The following is an 18,269-nucleotide window of genomic DNA, read 5'->3' as shown; positions in this document are numbered from 1 at the left end:
ACGTCCCCTTGCCACTTTGCCCTTGCCACTTTGAATCCCAAAGGAAATCAGAAACTGGAGGTAAAGTATGCGTGTAAAATCTAAGATTGATTGCTGGTTTAATATCTTAATATGGTTGATAGTATTTATAATGCTTGTAAATATAATATTAGTACCTCAAAGTGAGAAAGTGACTGCCTATGCTGTTGGGATACCAATGATACTTTTTGTATTTTGGATATATTTTGGTACTTATTATGAATTTAGAGATGAATATCTTTACTGTAGAAGTGGACCTTTTTCTGAAAAGATAACCTATGAAAATATAAGATCGATAAAGCTTAGCCGAAATATGCTATCCTCAATGGCGTTATCAATAGATCGCATTCAAATTAAACAACATGGTAAAGGCTATATTACAGGAACTACTTTTATATCACCTTTAAATCGAGAGGAGTTCATGAAGGAACTAATTAGCAGGTGCAAAAAACTAGAATAGTGTTTTGTTTGCCAATTTGGGATAGGGACGTTAGACTGTGTAGAAAATCCAACAATTGGTTGCCACACCTACATTGATATTATAAGGAGTGATTTGATGAAAACAAAACAGGAACGTTCAGAAATGTTTAAGTCCTTTCAAACAAATATAAAGAAGAAAAGTTCTTTTGAACTTGGCAGGCAAAATCTACTTGAGCTTAGAGATGAATTGATGTCAATATATGATTATATATTGACTACTTGTAATAAAGAGGATTTCGTAAAAATGCCTCTTTCAACAGATAAGACAATAGCATATTATCTATATCATCTGACTAGAATTGAAGATATTACATCAAACACTTTAATTGCAGCAAAAGAACAAATTTTCTTTACAAAGAATTATGACAAATCACTGAATTCTCCTATTATAACTACAGGTAATGAGATATCACGTGATGAATTAGTTGAATTTAGCACGATGTTAGATATAAATCAATTGAGAAATTATACAATTGATGTTTTAACTAATACAAATAATATAATAAAAGATATGAGTTATGAAGATTCAAAAATTAAAGTGTCCGACGAGAGAAAAACAGAGTTGTTGAAACTTCATACTGTGTCAGATGATGAGAATGCTTTTTGGCTTGTTGATTATTGGTGCAACAAAACCTTTGCTGGATTGTTGCTAATGCCTTTTTCAAGACATCAGATGTTACATCTTGATGGTTGCTTAAGAATAATCAACAAGATAAATAGGTGATATTATGCAAAGAGTGACAAGATGCAACGTGGCAAGGGTGTCAAACAAAACGTCCCCTTGCCACTTCTACTTTATATAGATCTACCCGCTGTATTGGTAGCCCAAATTGGCACATTTGGTTGATAAATAACCACATTACCGTCATTTTGAAGAACCAAATAAGACCTAGGCCTTCCACTAGTATTTGATGCCCATAATGGACTGTGATTGCGATCATAAATTACAAAGTTACCGTCATTTTGCATAACAGCCATTTGTACAGGTTTGCCATTTGTACCTGATGCCCAAAGTGCACCAGATGGACTAATGAAACCGGTTCTATATAGCACAAGGTTCCCATCATTCTGAAGTACAAATGTGAATCGCCCATCAGAAGATATCAGTTGATTTAGTCCCGGTGTCCCCGTTGGAACAAGATATTGGTTTGGGCTAAGCGTATTAGCCATATTAACACATCCTTTCATAAAAACGTTTTAAATTAATCCTCAATAAAGTGTATTCGGTAAGAATAAATAGTGTGCGTAGGCTTGATTAAATTTTATAATTTAATACTGAGTTAGCTGTATATATTAGAATTAAAAGCTGGATAGGCTATACTAAATAGGACAATTTGCCACTTTTTTAATTAATATAAATTTTTGTTTATAAAAGCATGTAAAGTTGGTATAAATAAGAATAGAAATATTTTTATATTTTGTTGGCTTGAAGTGTAGAACTATAAATAAATAACATAATACCGCATTAAAAGTAAAGATAAAAATTATAGGGAGGGAGATTTAAAATGCTAAAAGGAAAAGTAGCAGTTGTTACAGGAGGAACTAGAGGAATTGGTTTTGCAATTGTTAAAAAGTATCTAGAAAATGGAGCTACAGTAGTACTTTGTGGGTCAAGACAAGAAACAGCAGATAAGGCTGTAAAAGAATTAAAAGAAATAAATCCAAATTATAATGTTGGAGGTATAGGATTAGACCTTAACAATCCAGAGGAAGTTGAAAAACAATTTAATAGAATTAAAGATCAATATGGAAGTTTAGACATCCTAGTAAATAATGCAGGAATATCACAAAGAGAAAGTATATATGATTTAAAACCAGAAGAGTTTGACAATATTCTAGAATTAAATGTGAATGCCATGTTCTACTGCTCACAAGTAGCTGCTAAGATTATGAAGCCTCAAGGCGGTGGAGTTATATTAAATACGAGCTCTATGGTAAGTATCTATGGACAAAGCACTGGTGTAGGATATCCTACTTCAAAGTTTGCAGTAAATGGTATGACAAAATCTTTGGCGAGAGAACTTGGAAAGGATAATATTAGGGTAAATGCCGTAGCACCAGGAGTTACTAATACAGATATGGTAAAAGCTTTACCAGATGAGATTATCAAGCCTTTGATAGCTACTATACCACTAGGCCGTGTAGGAGAGCCAGAAGATGTAGCTAATGCATTCCTATATCTTGCAAGTGATATGGCAAGTTATGTAACAGGAGAAATTTTATCTGTAGATGGAGCAGCTAGAAGCTAATTAAAGGAGGGAAATACAAAAAAGAACCTATTTAGGTTCTTTTTTTTGTTAATTCAACCAAAATGAATCATGCTAAAAGAATTAACTTGTAGTGTAGGGGTGGAAGGCTATCCAACATAATGGGGGTTTGGATATGATGTTCAGAGCCGCTTTTTTAGTTGACTTTTGAACTATATTTGATGTATAATCAATATAGTTCAAAAATAAACTATATTGAAAGGAGAAAAGAAATGTCTTTTTATAAGGAGGAATCTAATATTTTTTATATTTATTTTCAAATAATAAAAAAATATAAAAAATATATGGAAGAATCATTGTTAGAATTTGAATTAACACCAGCAGAAATAGATGTTTTAACATTTTTAATCAACAATATGGACAAGGATATTACAGCAAGTGAAATCAGTATGAATAGGGGAATATCTAAAGGCTTGGTATCTCGTGCTGTCAATCTGCTTAAAGATAAGAATCTAATTGGCACAGAGGAGAATTTGGAAGATGGGAGATCAGTATATCTTAAAATTATAAATGAAGAAGATGATGTAGTTAAAAAGGTAAAAGAGGCAAATGAAGGATTCAAAAACCAATTGATTAAGGGAATGGCTTTAGAAGATTTAGATTTGTTTGTAAAAGTAAATAACAAGATGTTAAACAATGTAAAAGATATAGAAATATAATAAGGGGCGATTGTAGAAATGTCAGAGAAAAATAGATTAGGGACAGAAGATGTAAAAAAGTTGTTGTTTTCATTAGCAATACCAGCTATTATAGGGCAGTTAATAAGCCTACTCTACAATTTGGTAGATAGAATGTATATAGGTCATATAGAAGGAATAGGTGGTGAGGCCTTAACTGGTGTAGGAGTCACAGCTCCACTTTTGATTATAATAGCAGCATTTTCCGTATTGATAGGCATGGGAGGAGCACCAAGGGCTTCTATCAAAATGGGGGAAAAAGACAATGAAGGCGCAGAAGAAATCATGGGAAATTGTTTTGTGTCTTTAATTGGAATGTCAATTGTATTGACAATATTGTTTTTATTGTTTAATGAAAAGCTGTTGATTTTGTTTGGAGCAAGTGAAAAGACCTTGCCTTATGCGCTGGAATATATGCAGATATATACCTTGGGAACATTATTTGTTCAATTGGCGGTTGGAATGAATCCTTTCATAAGTTCCCAAGGCTTTGCCAAAACAAGTATGATCACAGTCTCCATAGGAGCTATTATAAATATAATACTAGATCCCATTTTTATATATGGACTTAAAATGAATGTAAAAGGAGCGGCATTGGCAACGGTTATATCTCAAGCTGTATCAGCTATTTGGGTAATCGAATTTTTAAAGGGAGACAAGAGTATTTTAAAACTAAAAAAGGAAAATTTTAAAATAGATATGAGTATAATGAAGCCAGTATTGTTGTTGGGATTATCTCCTTTTGTAATGCAGATAACAGAGAGTTTTATCATCATAGCATTTAATTCTAGCTTACAAAAATATGGTGGAGATGTAGCGGTAGGTGCAATGACAATATTGTCTGCATCTATGCAATTTACATTTTTGCCACTTTCAGGATTGACTCAAGGAGCACAGCCAATCATAAGCTATAACTATGGTGCAAAGAATAAAAAAAGAATGAAAGATGCTTTTAAATATTTGTTTATTTCAACAGTAAGTTATAGTACATTGTTTTGGCTATTAATGATGATAGCACCACAATTCTTTTCAAGAATATTTACAAATGATAAAGCTATAATAGATATGGCTACAGCAGGGATTAGGATATATATGGGAGGGGTTTTTGCACTGGGAGTACAAATAGCTTGTCAGCAAACATTTATCGCTATGGGAAATGCAAAGACATCTTTATTTTTAGCATTACTTAGAAAGGTATTTTTGTTGATTCCTCTTGTACTTATATTGCCTAAAGTTTTATCGAATAAGGTTTTTGCAGTATTTTTGGCAGAACCCATATCAGATATAATAGCTGCAACAGTGACAGGAATATTGTTTTATAGAAACTTTAGCTCAACTTTGCGGAGCATGCCAGATTCATTGTAATTGGAAAGGGTGGCAAACAAAACGTCCCCTTGCCACCAAATTTTTCTAACATAATTTGTCCTCTTCTGGAATAAAAATATAGATATAAATTTATTTTGGTGGAGGGGGACAAATGAAAAAAGTTGTGATTACTTTAATGGTGTGTATTGCTGTTTTGGGAATTGTTTTTTTGCCTAAATATTTAAATGGAGGAAATAGAAATGTGAAATTTAAGGTCCTTGAAAATGATGAGGTTCCTAAAAAACTTGTAGATGTTCTTCCAAATTATTTGGCAGTTGAAAGGGCTCTTGGATGTAAAATAGATGGAGAAGTGTTTGTAGTAGTGACAAGAGGAGAAAAAAAGACAGAAGGGTATTCAGTTACTATAGACAAAATTGAAAAGGTTAAAGGAGAAAATGGTGAATTTGATATAATTGTCCATGCACTTTTTAAGGATCCAAAGCCGGATGAAATGGTTGAACAGAGAATTATATATCCCTTTGTAATTGTGAAAACCGGTTTAGATGAACTTCCAAAGAATATTGAATTAGAAACTGAATACATTGAGTGAAAAAAGGCATATAAATATATGCCTTTTAAATTTCCAAAAATTACAGGGAGGAACTTTGAAATTTATGTAGAAGTATTATATGATAAATAGAAAAAAGTCAAAAGTTGGAGGGGAAAATACTTATGAAGAAGATAAAGGAAAAAGTTTGCATAGGTCTGATAGTTTCAACGGTGGGAATAAGTTCAACTTCATTTGCAGCGCCCTATACAGTTAAATCAGGAGATTCTTTTTGGAAGATAAGCAATCAATTCAATGTTAGTTTAGAAAGCCTATTAAAGTCCAACAATGCCAATGACAAAACAGTTATTTATCCTGGACAAGTATTAGAAATTCCAAATGGAAAGAAAACGATTGTTACGACTACAAATAGAAGTACGACAAGTAGAGAAATACCTAAAATTATAGTACATACAGTTGAATCAGGAGAGAATTTATGGATAATAAGTCAAAAATACAATGTATCTATGGATCAAATAACAAATGCCAATGAAGATTTAACTGAAAATGCAGTTTTAAATATTGGACAAGAGCTTATAATACCAATATCCTATACTCAAGTGGACAAGCCTATAGATGAAAACTATGGAGAATATTTAGATTGGTTCAGTGACGTAAACAATGGTGTCCTTCCTATAGGGACTGTGTTTAAAGTAAAAGATTTTTATACAGGAAAGACTTTTACTATGAAGAGGACTATGGGTTCTTATCATGCAGATTGTGAAGCTTTAACTTCAGAAGATACCGAAGTTATAAAGGATATTTGGGAAGGATTTAGTTGGGTTAGAAGACCGGTGTTGGTTCAAGTAGGAGATAGGGTTGTTGCTGCAAGTATGACAGCCATGCCTCATGCTGGAAATGACAGTGCAGAAGGTGGAAAATATACTGAATGGAGAAGTGGTGGATATGGTCCTGGGACAAATCTTGACTATATAAAGGGAAATGGAATGGATGGACATATTGACATACACTTTGCTGGTAGCAAGAGACACAAAGATGGGCAAATAGATCCTGATCACCAAAAATGTATAAAAATTGCTGCAGGATTAACTAAATAAAGAGTAAATATTTTTCGTATAAATAATATATATAATATTGTAGGGGTATATGAATATTGGAGGTGCTCAGGGTGCTGGAAAAATATGAAGTACCTATTTCTAAACTAAAAAAAAGATGTGATCCTGATATTTTCGACTATGCTACTACTTTAAATGTTCCAGTTAAAAGAGAACTTATAGGTCAAGAAAGAGCTATGGAAGCGTTAAAATTTGGCTTGTCAGTAAAGAGAAAAGGATACAACATATATGTATCAGGAATGACAGGTACAGGTAGAAATAGCTATTCTTATCTTGTAGCTAAGGAATTTGCTGAAAAAAAAGAAAGCCCTAAAGATTGGTGTTATGTTTTTAATTTTAAAAAAGCCCATTCTCCTATAGCTATATGTTTAGACACTGGCGAAGGCAAAACATTTAAAGCTTATGTAGAGAAAGCCATTTTAAATATCAAATTAGATATTCCTAAAATACTTTCATCCAAGGATTATGAAGACAACAAAAATGTAATCTATAATAGACATCAAAAAAGGGCCCAAGAAATAATAAATGAGTTAAATGAGTTGGCGAGGGATTACAATTTTACATTTAAGCAGACAGAACGAGGAATTTTAAGTTTACCAACAAAGAATGGGAGGACTTTGACAGACGAGGAAATTCAAAATTTAACGGAAGAGGATGTTGAAAAATTAAGGGAACAATCTGAAGAATTGAGTCAAAAAGCTTTTGAATTTGTGAAGAAAATAAGAGAAGTAGAAAGTGATTTGAGAGAAGAAATAAAAGAGCTAAAGGAAAAGATGGTTTTAGAAGTTGCTCAAATTTATATAGATCCATTGATAGATAAATTTAGTGTTAATCAAGGAGTTAAACAATATCTATTAGATATGAAAGAAGATATAGTTAAAAATTTTCATATGTTTTTGGATGAAAAAGAGGAAGAAAGTATAGAGAATTTGCTGCTTCCCGTAGATAAAAAAGAAGATTTTTTTAAGAGATATGAAGTGAATTTATTTATTGGCAATGGTTCTACTCATGGAGCTCCTGTTATAAAGGAGATGAATCCAAATTATTACAATCTTCTTGGAAAGATAGAATATGTAAATGAATTAGGAGGCCTTAAGACTGATCATACAAAGATAAGACCTGGATCTCTCCATGAAGCTAATGGTGGGTACTTAATTATACAAGCAAAAGATATTCTTCAAAATAGAGAATCTTGGGAAGGTCTTAAGCGAGCTATATATACAGAAAAGATAATGATAGAAAATGTTACGGGATTAAGCATTATATCAGAAACCATAAGACCAGAGCCTATACCATTAGATGTGAAAATAATCCTTATTGGAGATTATTTAACTTATCATTTACTTTATCAATATGATGAGGATTTTAAAAAGCTATTTAAAATAAGAGCAGATTTTGATGTGGAGATGGAAAGAAATAAAGAAAATATAAAAAAGATAGGTTCTTTTGTGGCATATCGATGTGAAAAAGAAGGATTAAATCCTTTTGATAGCTCAGCTATTGCTGCTATAATAGAGTTAAGCAGTAGAATTTCTGAAAGTCAAAACAAATTGACAGCCCAGTTCAATGAATTGGTAGAGATAATTTATGAAGCAGATGCTATAGCTGTAGAAGAAAATAAAAGCATAGTTACAAGAAAAGAAGTAGAAAAGGCTATAGCTAAAAAAGTATATAGAAACAATATTTATGAAGAGAAACTATTGGAATTTATTCAAAATGAAACTATACTCATAGATACTGAAGGATGGAAAGTTGGAGAGATAAATGGATTAGCTGTAATTGATATTGGACAATATTCTTTTGGGAGACCAAACAAGATAACAGCAAATACATTTTTAGGCAAAGAAGGTATTGTAAATATAGAAAGAGAAGTAGAACAAAGTGGGGATATATATGACAAGGGAATGCTAATTTTAAGTGGCTATTTGGGAGAAAAATATGCTAAAAAGGTTCAGTTAGCTGTAACAGCAAGTATTGCATTTGAGCAATCCTATGATGGTGTGGATGGAGACAGTGCTTCTAGTACAGGACTCTATGCTCTTCTTTCCAGTTTAGGAGATATACCTATAAACCAAGCTATTGCAGTGACTGGTTCTGTAAATCAAAAGGGAATTATTCAACCTATTGGAGGAGTTAATGAAAAAATAGAAGGATATTATAAAGCTTGCAAACTAAAAGGATTTACAGGAGAAGAAGGGGTTATAATTCCACAAAAGAATATAGAAAATTTGATGTTGAATGATGAAGTGATAAATGCAGTTGAAGAAGGAATATTTAAAATCTATGCTGTCAAGACTATTGATGAAGGAATAGAAATATTGACAGGCATAAAAGCGGGAGAAATGGATGAAGACGGAAATTATGAGGAGGAAACTGTAAACGGATTAGTTCAAAACAAATTAGAATATTATTCTGATTTAAGCAAGGACTATGAATGATTAGGAGGGTTAGAATGATCATACTGAAAAATAAAGGTAGATATGAGGAGGCACATTTTGAAATAGTAGATATAGTGGATGCCTTAAAGGAGTATGATGTTCGGCCAAAATATTTTTCGCTAGATAATGAAATGATTATAAAACAGTTTATGAATTCCCTGCCTGAAAAGTGCTTAGCTTATTTGGGTTCAGGGGATTTTCACTATTTGACTTATTTTCTCATAAAAAGACTAAATATAAGACCCTTTGTGATTTTATTTGACAATCATTTTGATATGAATAAGGCTCCAAAAGGGTTTATTACATGTGGTTCTTGGGCAAGACAGTGTATAGATGAAAACTTGGTTTCAGGTATACTTGTGATTGGGGCCAATAAAAAATATTATTTCAATGATATGAGATATCCTTTTATGTATTATATAGAAGATGGAAATAAATCTATAAATACAAAATTTATGAGAAAAATTAAGGGAAAAGATTTCTATATAAGTGTGGATAAAGACGTGCTTTCGGAAAAATATGTGAAGACTAATTGGGATCAAGGCAATATGGAATTGGTCAATTTGTTGAACAAATTAAAACTTTTCAATAGATTGGGAAAGGTTTCAGGAGTAGATATTTGTGGAGATATTGCAAACAATCCAATAGAAAATTTTATTCATCCTGAATTTAGAAAAGCTCACGAAGAAGTAAATCATAAAATATTTGAGATGTTTTTAAATTAATTCTTTATTATGAAAGTAAAAGATGATAGAATATAGTAACAAATATTCCAATGGGAGTGATTACAAATAGACAAAAAAAATAATTATGGCAAAATATTTTTCTTACTTGTTATTGCATTTATTCTTTTTAAATTGGTCAACAGTGATGAATTTTTAGCTACATTAAATAAAATATTAAAACCTTTTATTTGGGCTTTTGTCATTGCCTTTTTTTTAAATTCACTATTAGTAAGTATAGAGAAAAAGCATAAATCTAAAAGGTGGGTCAATATACTCATTGTATACTTGATATTTTTTGGAATAATAGCTTTGTTTTTTATAGTTATTACTCCAACTGTTGTAGATAGTATCAAAAATTTAGCGAGAGATTTACCTGGATATATGAGAACAACTCAAAGATGGCTTGAAACTCTGCCTTCACGATTCTCTGGTGCTGATAAATATGGAATTGTTGAAGAAATTCAATCGGCATTGGATAATTTGATACTTAAAGCTAGCGAAGGAATCGGACCACTTTTAAACAAGACTTTAACTCAAATAATCAATTTTACATCTGGGTTTGTAAACTTTGTTTTGGGAGCTATAATATCTATATATATATTGAAAGATAAAGAAGGATTTGTAAAAGGATTTAAGAAACTTAATTATGCTTTATTTTCAAAAGAAAGGGCAGAATCTATCATAACTGTGCAAAATGAAATAAAAGAAGCTTTTTCAAAGTTTTTTGTAGGTAAGATAATAGATTCAGCAATTATAGGTGTATTGTGTTTTATTGGGCTTATAATCATGAAAGTACCTTATGCAGTTTTGATTAGTCTTATAGTTGGAGTGATCAATATGATACCTTATTTTGGCCCATTCATAGGAATGATACCAGCAGGAGTTATCACATTGTTTGATAGACCTATAAAAGCACTTTGGGTTATCATATTTATATTTGCATTACAACAATTTGATGGATTGTATTTAGGACCTAAGATACTTGGAATACAAGTTGGGATGAAACCTTTCTGGATAATAACAGCTATTTTGGTAGGTGGCGGATTCTTTGGAGTATGGGGAATGCTATTTGCAGTTCCTGTAGCAGCAGTTGTCAAAACTCTTTTTGATAGATATACTAAAAGACAATTTGAAATAAAAGGATTAAACAATAAATAACAGAGTAGCCATTTGGCTACTCTGTTGCATAATTGTCGAAGTATCCTTGTATGTGTATTATAGGAGTTCCTTTGTCTCCACTTCCACTGGTTAAATCACATAAACTTCCCAACAAATCCGTCAATTGTCTTGGAGTAGTTCCTAAGGATTCAGCTTTTCCTACAAGGTTTTCATTTTTTTCTTTTATTTTATTTTTCATTGCTTCTTTCATTTCTTCTCCACTAAGATTTTTCAGATCTGTATCAGCAAGGTATTTTAGTTTTATCTCATTTGGAGTGCCTCTTAGACCATCAGTATATCCTGGTGAAACTACTGGGTCAGCAAGCTCCCATATTTTACCCACGGGATCCTTAAAGGCTCCATCTCCATATATCATTACTTCTACATGTTTTCCTGTGGCTTCTTTTATCTTTCTTTGAATTTCATCTACATAATATTGACAATCTTTAGGAAACAATTTCAATCTTGTATTTGTAGATAAATTTGACCCTAGTAGTCCATATTCTGGATTGTATCCACTGCCATCTACAGAAGTACTTAATATATCATCTAGTCCATAGACTGTTTTTGCACCAGCATTTTTAAGTATTCTTTTAGTTCTCTTTCTTTCATGAATATTGGCAACCAATACTTCAGCAGTATATTGTAAAATAGTTCTTGGATCATTGGAAAGAATTATCTCAATATTGTCATTTACAGCTAAATCCTTGTACATGCGTACATAGTCGACACCTGTGAAAGGATGAGCAACTACTTCTCCAAATAATTCTCTATATTTTTCTTCGCTTATCACATCAGTATAAGGGTTTAGCCCCAGTTCATCCATTTTGTCAATATCCATAAGAGAATTCCCTTCTTCATCAGAAGGATAATTAAGTACTAGATATATTTTCTTTTCTGTCATTGCTATTGCTTTTAGAATGATAGAAAATCTATTTCTACTTAGTATTGGAAATATAATTCCTATGTCCCCTTTAAATTTGTTGTTTATATCTTTGGCAATTTGATCTATAGTAGCATAGTTTCCTTGTGCTCTAGCTACTAAAGATTCTGTAATTCCTATTACATCTCTATCTTTTATTTCATAGTTTTCACATTTTGCAGAATTTAGCACTGAATTCACTACAATATCTACTATATCATCTCCTTCTTTAATGATAGGAGCTCTTATACCTCTAGCTGTAGTACCTACTGTTCTAACCATTTAAATTCCTCCTAAAATAGAATTAAAGAAATTTCCTTATACATTATACCACCTTTTTGGGCTTAATAGAATTTTTCGCTATTTTTTGTTTTACAATTGATAAATTCTTTTTCTGTGAGGATAAAATCTACTGGCAAATCATAATGTCCCCTTGGTACATTATCTATCAATTGTAAATTGTATGCAAGTCCTATTGTGATAGCTTTTTTATTTAAATTAGGTAAAAATCTATCATAATATCCGCCCCCATAGCCAATTCTATATCCATTTCTATCAAAAGCAGCTCCTGGAACTAAAACTAAATCTATGATAGAAGGATGAATTCTTCTTATAAATTCGCTTTTAGGTGCTAAAATATTGTAGGTACTTATCTCTAATTCTATATCAAAATCTTTCAATTCAGATATCAATAATTTCCGTTCTTCTTTTATTGTGATGGGAATTCCAATTCTTTTCCCGATATCTATAGAATGCCTTATTATTTCTTCAGTTCGTACTTCTTTGTTAAAATCCACATAAGTCATGATGAAAGAACTATTTTTATATATGTCTAGTTTAAATAAATTCATCGCTATATTGTGACTAATTTCTTCTACTTCTATATTTGAAAGACTACTTCGCTTTTCTATACACTGTTTTCTCAAAGTTTTTTTATCCATAAGCTCACCTCTTATAGTTTATTTATTGTTCAATTTATATTATAATATAATAATATAATAGATAATTGAATATGGCAAAAAATAACGAAAAAAATTTGTAAAAAATAAGAGGATTTATGATAAATTAGTAGAAGAAGTTATTGTATATTATTTATATAGTAGATTTATAATAAGGGTGGTAAAAATATGATAAAATTTATCAATGTAACCAAAGTATATGAAGATAATGGTGCTAAAGCATTAAGCAATATAAATATGTTTATAGAAAAAGGAGAATTTGTTTTTCTTGTTGGACCAAGTGGTGCTGGAAAATCGACTATAATTAAATTGCTTTTAAAAGAAATAGACCCAACATCAGGTACTATCATATTAAATGATATGGATATAACAAAGGTTAAAAATAGAAAAGTTCCTTACATAAGGAGAAATATTGGAGTTGTTTTTCAAGATTTTAGATTGCTTCCAAACAAGACTGTATATGAAAATATAGCTTTTGCTATGGAAATCATAGGCTCTCATCCAAAGGAGATAAGAAGAAGAGTGCCGATGGTTTTAAGTATGGTGGATTTAAGTGGAAAAGCTTATTGTTATCCAGACCAATTATCTGGTGGAGAGCATCAGAGAGTTGCTATAGCCAGAGCTATTGTGAATAATCCACCTGTTTTAATAGCGGACGAGCCTACAGGAAATTTGGATCCAGATACAGCGTGGGAGATTATGAAAATAATTAAAGATATAAATAGAAGAGGTACTACAGTACTTATGGCCACTCATGCCAAGGATATAGTAAATTCTATGAAAAGAAGAGTCATAGCTATCGAAGGAGGAAGAGTTGTAAGAGACGAAGAGAAAGGTGTGTATGAGTATGAAGTTTAGGATATTTAAGAATATAGTAAAGCAGGGATTTCAAGGTTCTTGGAGAAATAGAGGTATGGGGCTTGCTTCAGTAGGTTCTATCACAGCCGTGCTTATCATACTAGGAATGGTTTTAATCATTATATTGAGTATAAACAATGTAGTAGTTGAAACTAAAAACAAATTCGATGAAATACAAATTTATTTGGAAGATAACGTAGAAAGTGAGAAGATGGCAGAAATAGAAGATAAGCTCAAATCTTCTGAAGGAGTTACAGATGTGTATTTTGAATCCAAAGATGAAGCTTTAGAGATAATGAAGAAGGATTGGGGAGAGGAATCCTATCTACTTGAGGGACTTGAAGAAAATCCACTACCTAATTCATATATTGTCAAATTAAAAGACATAGAATATGCGGACAATGTAGTTTCTAAATTGGAAGGTATAGATGGAATAGAAGAAGTAAAATATTACAAAGATGTCATTGAAAAACTTCTTGCTGCAGCTAATTATATAAAAGTCGGAGGAATGATCATTATAGCTATTTTGATGTTTATTTCTGTGTTTATAATTTCAAATACTATAAAGATTACAGTTACAGCTAGAAAAAGAGAAATAAATATCATGAAATATGTTGGAGCTACCAATGGATACATTAGGGGACCTTTTGTCATTGAGGGAATCATATTAGGTCTTGTGGGAGCGGGGCTATCAATTCTTATTGTCAATTATGGATATGAATATCTTTTTAAAGTCATAAATGAAAAATTGTATGTAATATTTACAGTTTATTTAGTAGCACCTCATGCACTTTTAAATGATATAATTATCATGTTTATGGCAATAGGAGTTGGAATTGGAACACTAGGAAGTTTAATATCATTAAAGAAGTTTTTAAATGCGTAGAGAGGGGGACTTGAGATGAAAAGAAAAAGAAACATTGCGTTGTTACTTTTATTTGCTATAGTCATAGGGGCATTTACAGGGGCTTATGCTGAAAAGGGAACTGTTGAAAGTTGGAACAAAAAGCTTAAAGAAACTGAAAAAAAACAAGATACAATAAAAGGTGAAAAAAAGGACTTAAAAAAAGAACAAGTTGATTTAGCTAAAGAAATTGATGAATTAGATAGAAAAATATCTGAAACTGGAAAAGAATTAAATGATGTGGAAAATGAATTGGCAAAGATAAATGGCAATATAGAAAAGACTAAGAAAGAATTGAAGGAAGCAGAAGAAAAAATTGGTGAAAAAAATGATACACTAAATTCTAGATTGAGAGTTATGTACAAGAATGGAAATATCGGATATTTAGAAGTACTTCTCTCTTCTGCAAATATCAGAGATTTTCTTTCAAGAAAAGATATGGTACAAGCTATAGTAGATCATGATACAAATTTGCTTAAATACATGAAAGAACAAAGACAAATTGTAGAGGACAAAGAAAGGGAATTGCAAGTAGCAAGGGCTTCGCAAGAAACTGCAAAGCGAAAAATAGAAAGTAAAAAGCATGATTTAATTGTAGCTACAAGAAGCAAAGAAGGCCGAATGAAGGATGTAGAAAAAAATATAAAGCAATTGGAAAAGATGGAAGATGAATTAATCAGAGAGGCAAAAGAATATGAATCTAAAATTAAGGCATTGCAAGTAAAGGCTGGTCCTTATTCAGGTGGGAAAATGGGTTGGCCAGTACCAGGACATTCAAGAATTAGCTCGCCTTTTGGATATAGAATTCATCCAATATTTAAGACGAAAAAATTACATACAGGTATAGATATTCCAGCTCCAACAGGTACAAGTATTGTGGCTGCAGCTGATGGTACAGTTATTTTTGCAGGATGGCTTGGAGGTTATGGAAATGCTGTCATGGTTGACCATGGTGGTGGCATAGTGACTCTTTATGGACACAATTCTTCTATATCTGTGGGCGTGGGTACAGATGTTTCTAGAGGGCAAACTATAGCTAAAGCTGGAAGTACAGGATATTCAACAGGGCCACATTGTCACTTTGAGGTTAGAAAAAATGGAGCTTATCAAGATCCTATACCTTGGTTGAGGGGAAATTAATTTCCCTCTTTTTTTTCTTTTTTTGAAAAGTATTATTGCTAATGGTATAATGTAAAAGTAGTTTTAATAAACTAAACTACATAATGCTTATTAATTGAGGTGAATATAATGTCAAAAAAGAAGAATATTGCCCTTATTGTAACAATTGTCATTATAACTAATATTATGACATATGTTGTTGGAAATGTATTACCGACCCCATTAAATAACAAAGTACTTATTTCTAAATCCGAGTTTGATGAACTAAATACATTTTATAAAAAGTATGCTAAGGTTATGACTGCAGAGGAATCTATAAAGAAAAACTTCTTAAAAGAAGTAGACGATGAAACCCTTACAGATGGTCAACTAAAGGGTATGTTTGAGGTACTAAAGGATCCTTATTCTCTATACATGACCAAAGAAGAGTTTAATGATTTTATGGAACATACAAAGGGCATTTATGGAGGAATTGGTGTTATTGTAACTCCAGGAGAGGACAATTTGATCACTGTGGTTTCTCCTATAGAGGATACACCGGGTGAAAAAGCAGGTATAAAAACTGGAGATAAGATAATAAAAGTAAATGGAGAAGAATTTTCTGCTGATAAAATGGATGCAGCAGTAAAAATCATGAAAGGAAAACCAGGTACAGAAGTAAGTTTGACTATCTTAAGACAAGATAAAGAAGGAAAATCTAATGAAATAGAAATGAAAATTGTGAGAGAAGAGATTAGATTAAAAAGTGTTAAGTCTACTGTATTAGAGGATAAAATCGGGTATATAAAGATAACTTCTTTTGATGATTTGACTTATAAAGATTTTAAGAGTGAATTAAATAGTTTAGAAAAACAAAATGTAAAAGGAATTGTATTGGATTTAAGGAACAATCCAGGAGGATTGTTGGATGTATGTGCAGATATAGCTGATGAATTTTTGGGAGAAGGAACTATAGTATATACTGAGACCAGAGATGGGGAAAGAGAGTATTTGAAATCAGATAAGAAAAAAACAGATTTGCCTTTGGTTGTACTTGTAAATGAAGGAAGTGCCAGTGCCTCTGAGATTTTGGCTGGAGCAATTAAAGATACAAAGAGGGGAGAGCTTATAGGAACTAAGACTTTTGGGAAAGGTATAGTACAGAGGATTATAAAACTTCCAGATGGTTCAGGATATAAACTTACTGTTTCAGAATATTTTACACCAAATGGGACCAATATTCATGGCATAGGAATTACTCCAGATGTTATAATAGAATTGCCAGAAGATGTAGAAATGATTGGTGTTGAAAACATAAAGCAAGATGTTCAGCTTCAAAAAGCTATTGAAATGATGAAAGCTAAAATAGCTAAATAGATATAAATATGTTCATTAGGGGAGTAGTAGATGTTTGAATTGTTATATTCTCTTTTATCTTCTTTGAAATCACCAGTGTATTGGATTGTAGTTGCCATTGTGATTTTTCAGTATAAGAAATTAGGGAAAATGGAAAAGATGATATTGGGCTCCTATAGGGAGCCCTTATATAAAAAGGCTATTGTTTCAACTGTATTGGGACTACTTGGTGGAATAGTTGGAAGCATTGTATTTATGATTTTAGGAACAAGAGTTAATTCAAGTGATTTTATTTATATATTGCCTTTAGCGATTTTACTTTCTTTAATTCATCCACGATTTATTTGCTTTTCTTATGCTGGTGGGATAATAGCACTTATCAGTTTGTTGTTTGGATATCCAAAAATAAATATAATAAGTGTTATGACTATAGTAGCTGTTTTACATTTGATAGAAGCTTTTCTCATCATTATAGATGGGCACAATGGAAAAATCCCAATATTTATGGAGAAAGATAATGAAATAGTTGGTGGATTTAATATGAATAGGTTTTGGCCCGTGCCTTTTTTAGTTTTTCTAGAGGGAGGCAGTCCTCTTCCTGTGACGGTAGTAGCTATTTTAGGATATGGGGATTTTGCCTTGGCAAAGTATCCAAAAGACAAGACCAAAGAAACTGCTGCTATGCTTTTTATATTTAGTGCCTTGCTTTTGGTATTGTCAGAACTTGCAAAATCATATTCCAAAATGTTGTATGTATTAGCTATTGCTTCTCCAGTATTTCATGAGATGATAATTCAAATGGGAAGGAAAAGAGAAAGATTGGGAGAAGCCATTTTTACACCTTCCCAAAGAGGTCTAAAATTGTTAGATACTATGCCTTACGGTGTTGGAGAAAAAATGGGTTTAAAAACAGGTGACATAATATTATCTATAAATGGAAATGGTGTGCAAAGCAAAGAAGATATATTAAATGCGCTTTATTTTTCACCAAAATATATATGGATAGATGTACTTAATGAAAAGGGCAAATTAGTTACTTTAGATTATAAAGACTATAGAGAGGGTATACAAAGTTTAGATGTATTGTTTATTCCTAAAGAGTCAGATTACTCATTTGTTGTTGAGGAAGTAAAGAGCCCATTGTCAAGACTTTTGAAAAGGATAAAAATAAAGGGACTATTTAAATAAGTCCCTTAATTTGTGTTCAATTTTAATTTGCTTAAATCTATAGAATATATAATATGTCTTTTGCTATTTTCTATAGGAGGGGATAAACTTATATATCCCTTATTTAATTCTTCATCGTAAAACAATTTGTCACCAGTTATATTTGCAAATTCTTTAAATGAATTGTCTTTAATATTGTATTTCACAAGGGTATAATCATTGTTGCAAGAGTTCTTTGCAATTATAATCAAATT

Annotated in this window: 19 protein-coding genes; 15 read left to right on the top strand and 4 right to left on the bottom strand. The window is 31.6% G+C overall.

Going from position 1 to position 18,269, the window contains the following annotated elements:
- Positions 1–67 precede the first annotated feature (67 nt).
- Both BUA21_RS10085 and BUA21_RS10080 read left to right on the top strand, forming a co-directional pair.
- Entirely contained in the window at positions 68–478 is a 411-nt protein-coding gene (locus BUA21_RS10085; RefSeq protein WP_072744710.1) for a PH domain-containing protein, read from the top strand.
- Positions 479–574: 96 nt separating this feature from the next.
- On the top strand, positions 575–1,222 hold the full coding sequence (locus BUA21_RS10080) for a hypothetical protein (protein WP_072744709.1): 648 nt from the start codon (positions 575–577) through the stop codon (positions 1,220–1,222).
- Between the two features lie 71 nt (positions 1,223–1,293).
- On the opposite strand, the gene BUA21_RS10075 is transcribed toward BUA21_RS10080, so the two are convergent.
- On the bottom strand, positions 1,294–1,551 hold the full coding sequence (locus tag BUA21_RS10075) for a hypothetical protein (RefSeq protein WP_159429102.1): 258 nt from the start codon (positions 1,549–1,551) through the stop codon (positions 1,294–1,296).
- 452 nt (positions 1,552–2,003) lie between these two features.
- Here BUA21_RS10075 and BUA21_RS10070 point away from each other — a divergent pair, with 452 nt between their 5' ends.
- The 8 genes from BUA21_RS10070 to BUA21_RS10035 all read left to right on the top strand — a co-directional run bounded on the left by BUA21_RS10070 (position 2,004) and on the right by BUA21_RS10035 (position 10,751).
- Positions 2,004–2,747, top strand: coding sequence for an SDR family NAD(P)-dependent oxidoreductase (locus BUA21_RS10070; RefSeq protein ID WP_072744707.1), 744 nt, complete (start codon positions 2,004–2,006; stop codon positions 2,745–2,747).
- 230 nt (positions 2,748–2,977) lie between these two features.
- Complete coding sequence (locus tag BUA21_RS10065; RefSeq protein WP_159429101.1) at positions 2,978–3,424, top strand: MarR family transcriptional regulator; 447 nt, start codon at positions 2,978–2,980, stop codon at positions 3,422–3,424.
- A gap of 18 nt (positions 3,425–3,442) precedes the next feature.
- On the top strand, positions 3,443–4,807 hold the full coding sequence (locus tag BUA21_RS10060) for an MATE family efflux transporter (protein ID WP_072744705.1): 1,365 nt from the start codon (positions 3,443–3,445) through the stop codon (positions 4,805–4,807).
- A gap of 112 nt (positions 4,808–4,919) precedes the next feature.
- The gene (locus BUA21_RS10055; protein WP_072744704.1) at positions 4,920–5,357 is read left to right on the top strand and encodes a protease complex subunit PrcB family protein; all 438 of its coding nucleotides are present in this window, start codon (positions 4,920–4,922) and stop codon (positions 5,355–5,357) included.
- A gap of 122 nt (positions 5,358–5,479) precedes the next feature.
- The gene (locus tag BUA21_RS10050; RefSeq protein ID WP_072744703.1) at positions 5,480–6,412 is read left to right on the top strand and encodes a LysM peptidoglycan-binding domain-containing protein; all 933 of its coding nucleotides are present in this window, start codon (positions 5,480–5,482) and stop codon (positions 6,410–6,412) included.
- 71 nt (positions 6,413–6,483) lie between these two features.
- On the top strand, positions 6,484–8,868 hold the full coding sequence (locus tag BUA21_RS10045; RefSeq protein WP_072744702.1) for a Lon protease family protein: 2,385 nt from the start codon (positions 6,484–6,486) through the stop codon (positions 8,866–8,868).
- A gap of 14 nt (positions 8,869–8,882) precedes the next feature.
- On the top strand, positions 8,883–9,593 hold the full coding sequence (locus BUA21_RS10040; RefSeq protein WP_072744701.1) for an arginase family protein: 711 nt from the start codon (positions 8,883–8,885) through the stop codon (positions 9,591–9,593).
- Positions 9,594–9,659: 66 nt separating this feature from the next.
- On the top strand, positions 9,660–10,751 hold the full coding sequence (locus BUA21_RS10035) for an AI-2E family transporter (protein WP_072744700.1): 1,092 nt from the start codon (positions 9,660–9,662) through the stop codon (positions 10,749–10,751).
- A gap of 16 nt (positions 10,752–10,767) precedes the next feature.
- On the opposite strand, the gene BUA21_RS10030 is transcribed toward BUA21_RS10035, so the two are convergent.
- Both BUA21_RS10030 and BUA21_RS10025 read right to left on the bottom strand, forming a co-directional pair.
- Positions 10,768–11,955: a coenzyme F420-0:L-glutamate ligase gene (locus tag BUA21_RS10030; protein WP_072744699.1), complete on the bottom strand. Its 1,188-nt coding sequence runs from the start codon at positions 11,953–11,955 to the stop codon at positions 10,768–10,770.
- Between the two features lie 62 nt (positions 11,956–12,017).
- Complete coding sequence (locus BUA21_RS10025) at positions 12,018–12,614, bottom strand: 5-formyltetrahydrofolate cyclo-ligase (RefSeq protein ID WP_072744698.1); 597 nt, start codon at positions 12,612–12,614, stop codon at positions 12,018–12,020.
- 186 nt (positions 12,615–12,800) lie between these two features.
- Here BUA21_RS10025 and ftsE point away from each other — a divergent pair, with 186 nt between their 5' ends.
- From ftsE to BUA21_RS10000, 5 genes are all read left to right on the top strand, one after another.
- The gene (gene ftsE / locus BUA21_RS10020; RefSeq protein ID WP_072744697.1) at positions 12,801–13,490 is read left to right on the top strand and encodes a cell division ATP-binding protein FtsE; all 690 of its coding nucleotides are present in this window, start codon (positions 12,801–12,803) and stop codon (positions 13,488–13,490) included.
- A complete protein-coding gene (gene ftsX, locus BUA21_RS10015; protein ID WP_072744696.1) occupies positions 13,474–14,376 on the top strand; it encodes a permease-like cell division protein FtsX in 903 nt (300 codons plus the stop codon). Before ftsE ends, ftsX begins: the two co-directional genes overlap by 17 nt.
- A gap of 15 nt (positions 14,377–14,391) precedes the next feature.
- Complete coding sequence (locus BUA21_RS10010; protein ID WP_072744695.1) at positions 14,392–15,534, top strand: murein hydrolase activator EnvC family protein; 1,143 nt, start codon at positions 14,392–14,394, stop codon at positions 15,532–15,534.
- Positions 15,535–15,642: 108 nt separating this feature from the next.
- Entirely contained in the window at positions 15,643–16,869 is a 1,227-nt protein-coding gene (locus tag BUA21_RS10005) for a S41 family peptidase (RefSeq protein WP_072744694.1), read from the top strand.
- A 30-nt stretch (positions 16,870–16,899) separates the two neighbouring features.
- The gene (locus BUA21_RS10000) at positions 16,900–18,036 is read left to right on the top strand and encodes a PDZ domain-containing protein (RefSeq protein ID WP_072744693.1); all 1,137 of its coding nucleotides are present in this window, start codon (positions 16,900–16,902) and stop codon (positions 18,034–18,036) included.
- A 5-nt stretch (positions 18,037–18,041) separates the two neighbouring features.
- Here BUA21_RS10000 and BUA21_RS14730 read toward each other — a convergent pair.
- A partial coding sequence (locus BUA21_RS14730) for a hypothetical protein (RefSeq protein ID WP_159429100.1) occupies positions 18,042–18,269 on the bottom strand: 228 nt, incomplete at its 5' end.

Source organism: Sporanaerobacter acetigenes DSM 13106 (genome assembly GCF_900130025.1).
In the GTDB taxonomy this organism is placed as follows: domain Bacteria; phylum Bacillota; class Clostridia; order Tissierellales; family Sporanaerobacteraceae; genus Sporanaerobacter; species Sporanaerobacter acetigenes.
This window is presented reverse-complemented; position numbering and strand designations above follow the sequence as displayed.